The sequence below is a fragment of the Burkholderia sp. Nafp2/4-1b genome (genome assembly GCF_003635165.1).
Classification (GTDB): domain Bacteria; phylum Pseudomonadota; class Gammaproteobacteria; order Burkholderiales; family Burkholderiaceae; genus Burkholderia.
On record NZ_ML058605.1, the window covers coordinates 177651 to 191657 of the forward strand.

Here is a 14007-nt window from a genome sequence, read left to right on the forward strand (position 1 = left end):
CCTCGCGACCTTCGTGCAGCAGAACGAACCGGAGACAACCAGTGAGACTGGCAGACAAGGTCGCGATCCTGACGGGCGCGGCAAGCGGTATCGGCGAAGCCGTGGCGCAACGCTATCTGGACGAAGGCGCGCGCTGCGTGCTGGTGGACCTGAAGCCCGCGAGCGGGTCGCTCGCACGGCTGATCGAGGCCAACCCCGGCCGCGCGGTGGCCGTCACCGCGGACGTCACCCGCCGCGACGACATCGAGCGCATCGTCGCGACCGCCGTCGAGCGTTTCGGCGGCGTCGACATCCTGTTCAACAACGCGGCGCTGTTCGACATGCGCCCGCTCCTCGATGAATCCTGGGACGTGTTCGACCGGCTGTTCTCGGTCAACGTGAAAGGGCTGTTCTTCCTGATGCAGGCGGTCGCGCAGCGAATGGTCGAGCAGGGCCGCGGCGGCAAGATCGTCAACATGTCGTCGCAGGCCGGGCGTCGCGGCGAGGCGCTCGTTTCGCACTACTGCGCGACCAAGGCCGCGGTGATCAGCTACACGCAGTCGGCCGCGCTCGCGCTCGCGCCGCACCGGATCAACGTGAACGGCATCGCGCCGGGCGTGGTCGACACGCCGATGTGGGAGCAGGTCGATGCGTTGTTCGCGCGCTACGAGAACCGGCCGCTCGGCGAGAAGAAGCGGCTCGTCGGTGAAGCGGTGCCGCTCGGGCGGATGGGCGTGCCGGGCGACCTCACGGGCGCCGCGCTGTTCCTCGCGTCGGCCGACGCCGACTACATCACCGCCCAGACGCTGAACGTCGACGGCGGCAACTGGATGAGCTGAGATGCCGCCGCTCGCACGCTCAACCCTGGCGTCCGCGCCGCGCGCGGCCGCCGCCGCACGAGGGCACGCATGATGGCCGAGATCGTGGTCGCCGGCGAACTGCTGGCCGAATTCGTCGCCGCCGAGCGCGGCCAGGGGTTCGACACGCCGGGCCTGTTCGCGGGCCCGTTTCCGAGCGGCGCGCCGGCGATCTTCGCCGACCAGGCCGCGCGGCTCGGCGCGCGCGTCGCGTATGCGGGCTGCGTCGGCCGCGATGCGTTCGGCGACGCGATCGTCGCGCGGCTCCAGCACGACGGCGTCGACGTCGCGCGCATCCGTCGCGTCGCCCGCCCGACCGGCACCGCGTTCGTCGCGTATCGCGACGACGGCTCGCGCAGCTTCGTCTTCACGCTGTCCACCAGCGCCGCTGCGTGCGTCGACGCATCCGACGTCGACACCGCGATGTTCGATGGCTGCCGCTACTTCCACGTGATGGGCTCATCGCTGACGAGCGAATCGGCGATCGCGGCCGTGCAGCGCGGCGTGATCGAAGCGGCGCGCGCCGGCGCGAAGGTGTCGTTCGACCCGAACGTGCGGCCCGAGATGCTGAGCTTTCGCCCGATGCGCGCGGCGCTCGACGAGATGCTCGCCGCGTGCCACCTGTTCCTGCCGAGCGAAGCCGACCTGCCGTTCTTCTGCGGGCCGCAGCCGGCCGAGCGCGCGATCGCGGGGCTGCTCGCGACCCATCCGCTGCTCGAGCGCGTGGTGCTCAAGCGCGGCGCGGCCGGCAGTGTCGCGTTCGATCGTGCGAGCCGCGTCGACGCGCAGGCTTATCGTGTCGACGAACTCGATCCGACGGGCGCCGGCGACTGCTTCGGCGGCACGCTGGTGGCAAGCTTGGTCGCGGGCCTGCCGATCGATGTCGCGCTGCGCCGCGCGAACGCGGCCGGCGCGATCGCGGTCACGCGGCGCGGCCCGATGGAGGGCAACAGCAGCGCGGCCGAGATCGACCGCTTCCTGACCGAACGAGGTGTCGCATGTCCGGCATGACGACCATCGCAGAGCATCCGCGCGCCGCGCACGCGCAAACCGTGCTGCGGATGATCTTCGACGCGAACCGCGCGGATGCGCAGCGCGGCATCTATTCGATCTGCAGCGCACATCGGCTCGTGCTGGAGGCCGCGTGCGAAGCCGCGCGCGCGGACGGCTCGCCGCTCTTGATCGAGGCGACCTGCAACCAGGTGAATCATCTCGGCGGCTATACGGGCATGACGCCGGCCGACTTTCGGCGCGACGTCGCTGCGATCGCGCAGCGCTGCGGGCTTGCGCCGTCGGCGCTCGTGCTCGGCGGCGACCATCTCGGCCCGAACCCGTGGCGACACCGCCGCGCGGCCGACGCGATGCGCGAAGCGGCCGCGATGGTCGCGGCTTATGTCGAAGCCGGGTTCGAGAAGATCCACCTCGATGCGAGCATGGCGTGTGCGGACGATCCGCCGCGGCTCGACGATCGAACGATCGCCGCGCGCGCGGCCGAGCTGTGCCGTGCCGCCGAAGACGCAGCGGCGCGCGCCGGCGTCGCGCCCGTCTACGTGATCGGCACCGAGGTGCCGACGCCGGGCGGCGAAGTGGCCGGCGATGCCGACGGCGACGGCGCCGCGATCGAGCGGATCGCGGTCACGCGCGGCGACAGCATCGCCGCGACGCTCGACGCGCACCGTAGTGCATTCGCGGCGGCCGGGCTCGACGACGCATGGACTCGCGTGGTCGCGATCGTCGCGCAGCCGGGCGTCGACTTCGACGATCGCCACGTGCTCGATTACGACAGCGCGAAGGCCGCGTCGCTGGGTGCGAGCATCCTGCGCACGCCGCGCCTCGTGTTCGAAGCGCACTCGACCGACTACCAGACCGAAGCCGCGCTCGCCGCGCTCGTGCGCGACCATTTCGCGGTGCTGAAGGTCGGTCCCGCGCTGACCTTCGCGCTGCGCGAGGCGCTCTTCGCGCTCAGCTTCATCGAGGACGCGCTGATCGACGACGCCGCGCAGCGCTCGCGCCTGCGCGACGTGGTGGACGCCGCGATGCGCGCCCAGCCCGAACACTGGGCGCCGTACTACCGCGGCGACGAGACCGAGCAGCGGCTCGCGCGCCAGTTCAGCTACAGCGACCGGATCCGTTATTACTGGCTGCAGCCGGCCGTCGCGGCAGCGGTCGAGCAGCTGTTCGACAACCTCGCGCGGCAGCCGGTGCCGGAAACGCTCGTCGCGCAGTGGCTGCCGGACGTGTACGCGGCGTGCCGCGCGGGCGGTCTGGCGAAAGAGCCGCGCGCGTGGGTGCGCCACCGGATACGCGACGTGATCGCGCACTATGCGCGCGCGTGCGGGATGCAGCGGCCGGCGTGACCGGCCACCTGGGAAACGCAGCAACACGACATACGCACTACGCATTACGCATTACGCAACACCGAAGACAGTTCGAACAATCACAGGAGACATGCCATGCAACGAAAGATGCTCGATGCCGCCGTACGCTGCTTCGCCGGAGCCGCGCTCGCGACGGCCGCGTGCGCGGCGTCCGCCGGCACGCTGACGATCGCGACGCTGAACAACCCGGACATGATCGAGTTGAAGAAGCTGTCGCCGGCGTTCGAGAAGGCGAACCCGGACATCAAGCTGAACTGGGTGATTCTCGAGGAAAACGTGCTGCGCCAGCGCGCGACCACCGACATCACGACCGGTAGCGGCCAGTTCGACGTGATGGCGATCGGCACCTACGAGACGCCGCAGTGGGGCAAGCGCGGCTGGCTCGCGCCGATGACGGGCCTGCCTGCCGACTACGACCTGAACGACATCGTGAAGACCGCGCGCGACAGCCTGTCGTACAACGGACAGCTGTATGCGCTGCCGTTCTACGTCGAAAGCTCGATGACGTTCTACCGCAAGGACCTGTTCGCGGCGAAGGGGCTCAAGATGCCCGACCAGCCGACCTACGACCAGATCGCCGAGTTCGCGGACAAGCTCACCGACAAGGCGAACGGCACCTACGGGATCTGCCTGCGCGGCAAGGCCGGGTGGGGCGAGAACATGGCGTACGTGTCGACGGTCGTGAACACGTTCGGCGGGCGCTGGTTCGACGAGAAATGGAACGCGCAGCTGACGTCGCCGGAATGGAAGAAGGCGATCAACTTCTACGTGAACCTGCTGAAGAAGAACGGCCCGCCGGGAGCGAGTTCGAACGGCTTCAACGAGAACCTGACGCTGACCGCGTCGGGCAAGTGCGCGATGTGGATCGACGCGACGGTCGCGGCCGGCATGCTCTATAACAAACAACAGTCGCAGGTCGCCGACAAGATCGGCTTCGCGGCCGCGCCGGTCGCCGCCACGCCGAAGGGCTCGCACTGGCTGTGGGCGTGGGCGCTGGCCGTACCGAAGACGTCGAAGCAGCAGGACGCCGCGCGCAAGTTCATCGCGTGGGCGACGTCGAAGCAGTACATCGACATGGTCGGCAAGGATGAAGGCTGGGCGTCGGTGCCGCCGGGCACGCGCGCGTCGACGTACCAGCGCGCCGAGTACAAGGCCGCCGCGCCGTTCTCGGACTTCGTGCTGAAGGCGATCCAGACGGCCGACCCGAACGATCCGTCGCTGAAGAAGGTGCCGTACACGGGCGTGCAGTACGTCGGGATTCCTGAATTCCAGTCGTTCGGCACGGTGGTCGGGCAGGCGATCGCGGGTGCGGTGGCCGGCCAGATGTCGGTCGACCAGGCGCTCGCCGCCGGGCAGGCCGCCGCCGACCGTGCCGTGCGGCAGGCCGGCTACAAGAAGTAACGCGGGAAGCAATGCGGCCGGCGCCGTGCGCGCCGCCGCGCACGGTGCACGTCGCCGAAGCAGCAACGCGGGCCGGCCGTTGTTCGTGCCCGCGCCTCAACCGGAGGGACTCCGATCATGCGTCATTTACGTCTTCCCCTGAGCCACGCGTCGTCGGTCGGCGACGCGTCGTCGCCGCCGGGCGCGCCGCGCCGCGCGCGCGGCGCGAGCTGGCTCGTATCGCCGTCCGTCGCGGTGCTGCTGTTGTGGATGTCGATCCCGCTCGCGATGACGATCTGGTATTCGTTGTCGCGCTACAACCTGCTGAACCCGGACGTGAAGGGCTTCGCCGGCCTCGACAACTACCGTTTCCTCGCCACCGATCCGTCGTTCCTGCCCGCGATCTGGCACACGCTCGTGCTGATCGGCGCGGTGCTCGCGATCACGGTGATCGGCGGCGTGCTGATGGCCGTGCTGTTCGACCGCCAGTTCTACGGGCAGGGCATCGCGCGGCTGCTGGCGATCGCGCCGTTCTTCGTGATGCCGACGGTCGCCGCGCTGATCTGGAAGAACATGATCCTGCATCCGGTGTACGGGCTCGTCGCGAACGCGATGCGCGCGCTCGGGATGACACCGGTCGACTGGTTCGCCGATTACCCGTTGACCGCCGTGATCATGATCGTCGCGTGGCAGTGGCTGCCGTTCGCGTTCCTGATCCTGTTTACCGCGATCCAGTCGCTCGACCAGGAGCAGAAGGAAGCCGCGCGCATCGACGGCGCGGGCCCGATCGCGATGTTCTTCTACATCACGCTGCCGCACCTGAAGCGCGCGATCGCCGTGGTCGTGATGATGGAGACGATCTTCCTGCTGTCGATCTTCGCGGAAATCTACACGACGACGGGCGGCGGCCCGGGCGACGCGACGACCAACCTGTCGTACCTGATCTACGCGCTCGGCCTGCAGCAGTTCGACGTCGGCCTCGCATCCGCGGGCGGGATCATCGCCGTCGTGGTCGCGAACGTCGTGTCGTTCTTCCTGGTGCGGATGCTCGCGCGCAACCTGAAGGGGGAATACGAGAAATGAGCGACCTGACTATCGAAGGCCGGCGCGCGCCGGCCCCGCTCGACCTCGTGCGGCGCGCGCTGCCCGGCGCGCTCGCGTGGCTGATCGCGCTGCTGCTGTTCTTCCCGATCTTCTGGATGGCGATCACCGCGTTCAAGACCGAGCAGCAGGCGTATGCGTCGACGCTGTTCTTCATGCCGACGCTCGACAGCTTCCGCGAGGTGTTCGCGCGCAGCAACTACTTCGCGTTCGCGTGGAATTCGGTGCTGATCTCGGCGGGCGTCACGGCGATCTCGCTGCTGCTCGCGGTGCCGGCCGCGTACGCGATGGCGTTTTTCCCGAACCACCGGACGCAGAAGGTGCTGCTGTGGATGCTGTCGACCAAGATGATGCCGTCGGTCGGCGTGCTGGTGCCGATCTACCTGCTGTGGAAGAACGCGGGGCTGCTCGATACCGTGTCGGGCCTCGTGATCGTGTACACGCTGATCAACCTGCCGATCGCGGTGTGGATGACCTTCACGTACTTCAACGAGATTCCGAAGGACATCCTCGAAGCCGGGCGCATCGACGGCGCGTCGACGTGGCAGGAGATCGTCTACCTGCTGATGCCGATGGCGCTGCCGGGACTCGCGTCCACCGCGCTGCTGCTCGTGATCCTGTCGTGGAACGAAGCGTTCTGGAGCATCAACCTGTCGAGCTCGAATGCGGCGCCGCTGACCGTGTTCATCGCGTCGTACTCGAGCCCCGAGGGCTTGTTCTGGGCGAAGCTGTCCGCGGCGTCGCTGCTCGCGGTCGCGCCGATCCTGATCGTCGGCTGGCTGTCGCAGAAGCAGCTGGTGCGCGGGCTCACGTTCGGGGCAGTCAAATGACGGCGGCCGGCAAAGGTGCGGCGGGAGAAGGTGCGGCACGTCACGGCGTGAACGTGCTGATCTGCGATTGCGACGGCGTGCTGATCGACAGCGAGGCCGTCGCCGCCGACGTGATCGTGCGCGAGCTCGATGCGCGCTGGCCGGGCGTCGACGCGCGGCCGGCGGTGATGCCGCTGCTCGGGCTGCGCATCGAGCGCGTGCTGGCCGGTGCTTCCGAGGCGGTTGGCCGGATGCTGACGAACGACGACGTCGACGCGATCCGTGAAGCGGTCGAGGCGGCGGCCGTCAATGCGCCGATGGTTCACGGTATCGATACGGCGCTCGCGGCGATCGAGTTGACGACCGCGTGCGCGAGCAACAGCTACCGCGCGTACGTCGAGGCGGCACTCTCGCGCACCGGCCTTGCGCGCTTCTTCGGCGACCGGCTGTTCTGCGCAGACGCCGTCGCGCGGCCGAAGCCGGCGCCCGACGTGTATCTCGCGGCCGCCCGCGCGCTCGGCGCGGTGCCTGCGCAATGCCTCGTCGTCGAGGACAGCGTGACCGGCATCACCGCGGCCGCCGCGGCCGGCATGACCGTGCTCGGCTTCGTCGGCGGCGGGCATGCGTCGGCCGCGCAGATCGACGCGCTGCGCGGGATCGGCGCGCGTCACGTCTTCGACGACATGCACGAGCTGCCCGGCTACGTCGCGCGCTGGCAGGCGACGGGCGCCGTGCTGCCGGGCTAGCGGCGACGAGCGATGGCGCGCGGCGTCGCCGCGGCGCATCACACATCAAGCATCAAGCATCACGAACGAACGGAGACAGACCATGGCAAGCGTGCTCCTGCGCAATATCGCGAAGCGCTACGACGAAACCGAAGTGCTGCGCAACGTGAACCTCGACATCGCCGACGGCGAATTCGTCGTGTTCGTCGGGCCGAGCGGATGCGGCAAATCCACGCTGATGCGGATGATCGCCGGGCTCGAGGACATCTCGAGCGGCGACCTGCTGATCGACGGCGCGAAGGTCAACGACGTGCCGAGCGCGAAGCGCGGCATCGCGATGGTGTTCCAGTCGTATGCGCTGTACCCGCACATGACGCTGTACGACAACATGGCGTTCGGCCTGAAGCTCGCGGGCGCGAAGAAGCCGGAGATCGACCAGGCGGTGAAGCAGGCCGCGAAGATCCTGCACATCGATCATCTGCTCGACCGCAAGCCGAAGCAGCTGTCGGGCGGCCAGCGGCAGCGCGTCGCGATCGGCCGCGCGATCACGCGCAAGCCGAAGGTGTTCCTGTTCGACGAGCCGTTGTCGAACCTCGACGCCGCGCTGCGCGTGAAGATGCGGCTGGAATTCGCGCGGCTGCACGACGAGCTGAAGACGACGATGATCTACGTGACGCACGACCAGGTCGAGGCGATGACGCTCGCCGACAAGATTGTCGTGCTGTCGGGCGGCGCGGTGCAGCAGGTCGGCACGCCGAACGAGCTGTATCACGCGCCGGCGAACCAGTTCGTCGCCGGCTTTATCGGCTCGCCGAAGATGAACTTCCTGAAGGGCACGGTGGAGTCGGTCGATGCGACGGGCGTGCTGGTTCGCTTCGACAGTGGTGAGACGCAACAGGTGGCGGTCGAGGCGGCCGGGCTGCAGCGCGGCGCGGCCGTGACCGTCGGCGTGCGGCCCGAGCATCTGATCGTCGGACAGGCCGCGACCGGCGTCGCCGCGCGGACGATGGCCGTCGAATCGCTCGGCGATGCCGCGTACCTGTATGCGGAGTCGGCGGTCGCGCCGGACGGGCTGATCGCACGGATTCCGCCGCTCGACACGTATCGCACCGGCGACGCGCTGCACGTGCATGCGCAGGCCGAGCATTGCCACCTGTTCGATGAAGCGGGGCAGGCGTTCCGGCGGTTGAGCGTGCACGCGAAGGCGGCGTGATGCAAGAGCGTGCGGCAGTGCGCGTGCCGTGCGTGGCGGCGCGCGTGCCGACGGGCATTCCGGCGTTGCGCGCGGCTGCGGCCGCATGAGCCGCATGAAGATGAGGGGAGGGTGAGCGTGCGGCGCCGTCAGCCCGCCTTCGCTTCCAGCGCCGCGCGCGCACAGGTCTCGTCGGTGACGAGCCCCGACAGCCAGCCGCCGCGCAGCGCGGCGATCACCGCGTCGCGCTTCTTCGGGCCGCCGGCGAACGCGATGGTCGGGCGCTTCGGCGGCGTATCGAGTGCAACGCTCGTCACGCGCGCGCTCGTCGACACGTCGACCAGCTTGCCCCGTGCATCGATCGGCACGCCGAGCAGCTCGGCCACCGCGCCGAGCGCGGTCATCTCGTCGCGCTCCTGCTCGGTGATGAAGCCGTCTTCATAGAGCGGGCAGTGCGGGCCGATGTTGCCGATCCCGACGAACGCGACGTCGGCCTGCGCCGACAGCGCATCGACGATCCGGTACAGCCGGTGATTGCACCACTGCGCGCGCTCGGCTTCGCTGTCGGCGAACAGCGGCGCGGGCAGCAGGAAATGCTTGCTGCCGGTCTTTTCGGAAATGTACTGCGCGACGTCGTAGCGGTTCGACGAGCCGTCGGCCGCGATCGCGCCGACCATCGACACGAGCCGGTGCTGCGGCCGCTCGATCTGCGCGATCTGCGCGACGGCCGCCTTCAGCGTGCGGCCGCTGCTGATCGCGATCACCATCGGCCGCGTTTCGTTCAGGTAGCGCTCCATCACCTGTGCGCCGGCGACCGCGAGCTTGCGGTCGATCGCTTCGGGTGCATCGGCATCGACCGGCACGACTTCGCACATCGTGAGCCCGTAGCGCTTCGACAACTGCGCGCCGAGGTCGAGGCAGTCGGCAAGCTGGTGATCGACGCGCACGCGGATCAGGTTCTTCTCGACCGCGAACGCGACGAGGCGCTGCGCGACCGGGCGGGACACCTGCAGCTTCTCGGCGATTTCGTTCTGCGTGTCGCCCGCGACGTAGTAGAGCCACGCGGCGCGCGTGGCGAGATCGAGTTTTTCTGAGGACTTGGACACGATAGCGGTTCGGTTTGGATCTGGGGGCCACCTCGCGGGCCGGCCGTCAGGCGGCGCAACGGCATCCACTGTAACGCATGCCGGGCGCGGCCGACGGCCTCGGCGCGTGCTGCGGCGGCGCTTACGCGAGCCGCGCGCGCGACGGTTCGTAAAGCGGGCGCACGTGGCGATACAGCGCGCGGAACGCGTCGAGGCGCTCGCGCAGTTGCGCATGACGCGCGACGTCGGGCGCATATTCGGCGCGCACCGGCGGCTTGGTCAGCACCGTGTGCGGATCGCCGCCGACGGCGAGCCAGCCGAGGCGCGCCGCGCCCAGCGCCGCGCCGGTTTCGCCGCCGCCGTGCTGGCGCGTGCGCACGTTCAGCGCATCGGCGATCAGCTGCGCCCAGAACGCGCTGCGCGCGCCGCCGCCGATCAGCGACAACCGGTCGGTCTCGACGCCGGCCGTGTGCAGCGCATCGAGGCCGTCGGCGAGGCCGAGCGTCACGCCTTCGAGCACCGCGTAGCCGAGATGCGCGCGCTCGGTCGCATGCGTCATCCCGAAGAACACGCCCTGCGCGTACGGATCGTTGTGCGGCGTACGTTCGCCGGACAGGTAGGGCAGGAACAGCGGCGCCGTCGCGAGCGCGTCCGCGTCGAGCGCTTCGATCTCGGCGAGCAGCGCCGGCTCGTCGGTGCCGGTCAGCTTGCAGACCCAGCGCAGGCAGCTCGCGGCCGACAGCACGACGCTCATCAGTTGCCAGCGGTCGGGAATCGCGTGACAGAACGCATGCACCGCCGACGCGGGGTTCGGCATGAAGCGGTCGCCGACCACGCTCAACACGCCCGACGTGCCGAGCGACACGAAGCCGTCGCCGGCGTGGATCGCGCCGATGCCGAGCGCGCTCGTCGCGTTGTCGCCGCCGCCGCCCGCGACCACCACTGCTTCCGACAGCCCCAGGTCGCGCGCGACGTCCGCGCGCAGCGTGCCGGACGGCGCATTGCCTTCGACGATCCGCGGCATCTGGTCGCGCGTCATGTCGCATGCGGCGAGCAGCGCGTCGGACCAGTCGCGGCGCGCGACGTCGAGCCACAACGTGCCGGCCGCGTCGGACGGATCGGACACCTTCGCGCCGGTGAGCCGGAAGCGCAGGTAGTCCTTCGGCATCAGCACGCAGGCGGTCGCGGCGAACACGTCGGGTTCGTGCCTGGCGACCCACAACAGTTTCGGCGCGGTGAAGCCGGGCATCGCAAGGTTGCCGGCCAGCGCGTGCAGGTCGGGCGCGCGTTCGGTGAGGAGCGCGCATTCGTCCGCGCTGCGCATGTCGTTCCACAGGATTGCGGGACGCAGCACGCGGTCGTCGCGGCCGAGCAGCACCGCGCCGTGCATCTGGCCGGACAGGCCGATTCCACGCACTTGCGCGAACGCCTCGCGGTGCCGTTCGCGCAGCGCCGCGAGCGTGCCCTGCCACCAGTCGTCCGGATGCTGTTCCGCCCAGCGCGGGTGCGGCCGCGACACGCTGAACGGCGTGCCCGCGGTGCCGACCACGGTGCCGTCCGGGGCCAGCAGCAGCACCTTCACTTCCGAGGTGCCGAGGTCGATGCCGAGATACATGAGCGATCCGTTCCGTCAGTGGGGAGCCGCTACTTTAGCCGCACGCACGCGTGCATGCCAACGCAGGTTCGCCCGGATGCGCGGTTGTGCTCGGAAGCACGGATGACGTGGCCGTGGCCGGCACCGCGCATCAGCGCTGCGCGAGCCATGCGTCGACGCGTGCGAGCCCGGCACGCAGCGCTTCGTACAGCGCCGCGTTGCCGGCGAGCGAGCCCCACAGCGTGCGGCTCGCGCACAGCGCGACGACCGGGTCGTCGGCTTCGACGATCGCGCGCGCCGCGCTTTCATCCATCACGCCGTCCTGGTACGCGTACGGCAGCAGGCCGCGCGCCCAGCGTTCGAGAAAGCGCAGGAACAGCGAGGGCAGCACCGCGGTCGCGACGGGCGCCGCGCCGCGCGCGAACGATTCGACGAGCGTCGGCGCGATGAAGCCGGGAATCTTCGAGAAACCGTCGGCCGCGACGCGCTGGTTCGTGTCGAGCACGTACGGATTGCCGAAGCGTTCGAGCACGACGTCGCGGTAGCGTTCGAGATCGAGCGGGCTGGGGTTGAGGCACGGGATTACGTCCTGCGTCACGTAGTCGTGCGCGAAACGGCGGATCGCCGCGTCGTGCGTGCCCTCGTGGATGTATGTGTGGCCCGCGAGCGTGCCGGCCCACGCGATGCAGCTGTGCGTCGCGTTGAGGATGCGGATCTTCGCTTCCTCGTACGGATGCACGTCGTCGACCAGTTCCGCGCCGGCCAGCTCCCAGCGCGGGCGGCCGGCCGCGAAGCGGTCCTCGATCACCCACTGGATGAACGATTCGCCCATCACGGGGCATGCGTCGTCGACGCCGGTGGCCACGCGCACGCGCTCGCGCACGTCGGCGGTCGGGCGCGGCGTGATGCGGTCGACCATCGCGCTCGGCGTCGCGACGTGCGCATCGAACCATGCGAGCAGGCCGCCTTCGCCGCGCCGTTCGAGGAATTCGCGCATGCCCGCGCGAAAGCGCGCGCCGTTGTTGCGCAGGTTGTCGCAGCTCTGCAGCGTGAGCGGGCCCGCGCCGCGCTTCACGCGTTCGGCGAGCAGCGCGGCGAGCGCGCCGTACAGCGTCGTGCGCGCGCCCTGCAGATCGGCGGCGAGATCGCCGTTCGCGACGTCGAGCCGGTTGTGCTCGTCGAGGTAGTAGCCGCCTTCGGTGACCGTGAACGACACGATCCGGCACGCCGGGTCGGCGCCGGCATCGATCAGCGCGGCAAGGTCGATCGACCACGGCAGCACGCGCGAGATCGCGCGGATCGTCTCGTAGGCGCGCTCGCCCTGCGGCGTGACGGTTTCGAGCGTGTATGCGCCGTGCTGCGCGGCGAGCGCGTCCATCGTCGCGCGCATGTCGTCGCGGATGTTGCCGACGGTCAGCGACCAGCGTTCGTCGGCCGGCACGGCCACATTTACGCGATGCAGATACCACGCCTGGTGCGCGCGGTGGAACGAGCCTGCGCCGATGTGCAGCAGCACGGGCGTGCGGGCGGAGGGCGATTCGGTCATCCGGTGTCTCCTGTCGCGATCGGTGCGCGGGTGGCCTCGCTGAAGCGTCCGCGATCGTCGCTGTCGAATACGATCATTTGCTCGTCATGTGAGCGAATGATCGTATTCGGGCGAACGAAAGTCAAGGCGAGGGCGCGGCATTTCGATGGTGCGCTGCGGCGGTGGGTGCGCGCGCGGCGGCGCGCCGGTCGGCCGCTCGGGACGGGAAGCGGCAGCGGAGGCGGTAGGGGCAGGGACGGGAGCGACGGCAGCGGCGGCAGACGGCAGGAAGGCAAGAACGGCAGGAACGGCAAGAACGGCAGGAACGGCAGGAACGGCTGAGGCGGCTGCGACGGGGAGGACAGCGACGAGCAGGCCCCGCGTCACCGCCCATCGCGCGTCAGCGCGACGAGCTCCTCGAGCAGCTTGCCGGCCGGCCCCGGCAGGATCCCGTGGCGGCGGCGAAACGCGGTGAGCGTGCGCACCGCGACGACCTCGCGCACCGGCAGCGTGTCGATCGTGCCGGCGCGCTGTTCGGCGCCGTACATCGGTTCGGGCATCCAGCTCAGGAAGCCCGCATGCGCGACGAGGCTCTTCAGCGTCGTGACCGAGCGCGTTTCGACCGCGATGTCGGGCAGCGCGAGCCCGTGCGCGTCGAAGGTCGCCCGCATGTGGTCGAACGGCGCGGTGCCGCGCGGCGGAATCGCCCAGCGCGCGTGCAGCGTGTCGGCGAGCGTCGGCGCGCGGCCGAGCGCGCGCAGCGGATGCTGCGGCGCCGCAACGATATGGCTGCGATCTTCCCAGCGGCATTCCGGAATCGCGACGATTTCGTCCGTGTCGGGCCCGTGCGCGGACAGCGCGAGATCGATCTCGTGCTTGTTCAGCCCTTCGGCGAGCCGGTCCCACACGCCTTCGATGATCTCGACGCGCAGGTTCGGCCAGCGGTCCAGCACGCGGCCCACCGCGACCGGCAGCACGAGGCTCGCGATGCTCCCCACCGTGCCGACCTTGATCGTGCCCTTCGCGAAGCCGCGCATCGCGTCGAGCTCCTCGCGCGCATGCTCGGCCTCGTGCTGCAGCAGCGTCGCGTGCGGCAACAGCGCTTCGCCGAACGCGGTCAGCTGCACGCCTTTCGAATGCCGCTCGAACAGCGGCGCGCCGACCTGCTCCTCGAGCCGTTTCAGGATCCGGCTCAGCGCGGGCTGGGTCACGTGCAGCGCGTCCGCCGCGCGGCCGAGGCTGCCGCACGCGACGATGGTCGTGAATGCGCGCAATTGTCGGAGATCGAAAGTCATGCCGAACCGTAATGGCTTTTCGCAGAAAATACAGTATCCGCGAATGACTCGCGCTTCGATACTGTGGAAACCGCCAAGCCACCGAGG

General features: G+C 69.6%; 12 protein-coding genes. 8 read left to right on the plus strand and 4 right to left on the minus strand.

Annotation, left to right across the window (positions count from 1 at the left end):
• Nucleotides 1-41: 41 nt before the first annotated feature.
• The 8 genes from C7H84_RS14835 to ugpC all read left to right on the plus strand — a co-directional run bounded on the left by C7H84_RS14835 (nucleotide 42) and on the right by ugpC (nucleotide 8442).
• Nucleotides 42-818 (plus strand): L-iditol 2-dehydrogenase, encoded by a 777-nt coding sequence (locus C7H84_RS14835; RefSeq protein ID WP_121859490.1) that lies wholly within the window; start codon nucleotides 42-44, stop codon nucleotides 816-818.
• Between the two features lie 72 nt (nucleotides 819-890).
• A complete protein-coding gene (locus tag C7H84_RS14840; RefSeq protein ID WP_121859672.1) occupies nucleotides 891-1847 on the plus strand; it encodes a sugar kinase in 957 nt (318 codons plus the stop codon).
• Complete coding sequence (locus C7H84_RS14845; protein WP_121859491.1) at nucleotides 1835-3193, plus strand: D-tagatose-bisphosphate aldolase, class II, non-catalytic subunit; 1359 nt, start codon at nucleotides 1835-1837, stop codon at nucleotides 3191-3193. Before C7H84_RS14840 ends, C7H84_RS14845 begins: the two co-directional genes overlap by 13 nt.
• A 96-nt stretch (nucleotides 3194-3289) precedes the next feature.
• Entirely contained in the window at nucleotides 3290-4615 is a 1326-nt protein-coding gene (locus C7H84_RS14850) for a sugar ABC transporter substrate-binding protein (RefSeq protein WP_121859492.1), read from the plus strand.
• Nucleotides 4616-4732: 117 nt separating this feature from the next.
• Entirely contained in the window at nucleotides 4733-5677 is a 945-nt protein-coding gene (locus tag C7H84_RS14855; protein ID WP_121859493.1) for a sugar ABC transporter permease, read from the plus strand.
• Nucleotides 5674-6525 carry a carbohydrate ABC transporter permease gene (locus tag C7H84_RS14860; RefSeq protein WP_121859494.1) on the plus strand — a complete coding sequence of 284 codons (852 nt, stop codon included), beginning with the start codon at nucleotides 5674-5676 and terminating at the stop codon, nucleotides 6523-6525. The genes C7H84_RS14855 and C7H84_RS14860 overlap by 4 nt, the downstream gene beginning before the upstream one ends.
• Complete coding sequence (locus tag C7H84_RS14865) at nucleotides 6522-7250, plus strand: HAD family phosphatase (protein ID WP_121859495.1); 729 nt, start codon at nucleotides 6522-6524, stop codon at nucleotides 7248-7250. The genes C7H84_RS14860 and C7H84_RS14865 overlap by 4 nt, the downstream gene beginning before the upstream one ends.
• Before the next feature lie 82 nt (nucleotides 7251-7332).
• Nucleotides 7333-8442 (plus strand): sn-glycerol-3-phosphate ABC transporter ATP-binding protein UgpC, encoded by a 1110-nt coding sequence (ugpC, locus tag C7H84_RS14870; RefSeq protein ID WP_121859496.1) that lies wholly within the window; start codon nucleotides 7333-7335, stop codon nucleotides 8440-8442.
• A 128-nt stretch (nucleotides 8443-8570) separates the two neighbouring features.
• Here ugpC and C7H84_RS14875 read toward each other — a convergent pair whose 3' ends face one another.
• From C7H84_RS14875 to C7H84_RS14895, 4 genes are all read right to left on the minus strand, one after another.
• The gene (locus tag C7H84_RS14875; RefSeq protein WP_121859497.1) at nucleotides 8571-9527 is read right to left on the minus strand and encodes a sugar-binding transcriptional regulator; all 957 of its coding nucleotides are present in this window, start codon (nucleotides 9525-9527) and stop codon (nucleotides 8571-8573) included.
• 121 nt (nucleotides 9528-9648) lie between these two features.
• A complete protein-coding gene (xylB, locus tag C7H84_RS14880; RefSeq protein ID WP_121859498.1) occupies nucleotides 9649-11121 on the minus strand; it encodes a xylulokinase in 1473 nt (490 codons plus the stop codon).
• Between the two features lie 130 nt (nucleotides 11122-11251).
• Nucleotides 11252-12646: a D-arabinitol 4-dehydrogenase gene (gene dalD, locus C7H84_RS14885; RefSeq protein ID WP_121859499.1), complete on the minus strand. Its 1395-nt coding sequence runs from the start codon at nucleotides 12644-12646 to the stop codon at nucleotides 11252-11254.
• 362 nt (nucleotides 12647-13008) lie between these two features.
• The gene (locus C7H84_RS14895) at nucleotides 13009-13920 is read right to left on the minus strand and encodes a LysR family transcriptional regulator (RefSeq protein ID WP_121859501.1); all 912 of its coding nucleotides are present in this window, start codon (nucleotides 13918-13920) and stop codon (nucleotides 13009-13011) included.
• Between the last annotated feature and the right edge of the window lie 87 nt (nucleotides 13921-14007).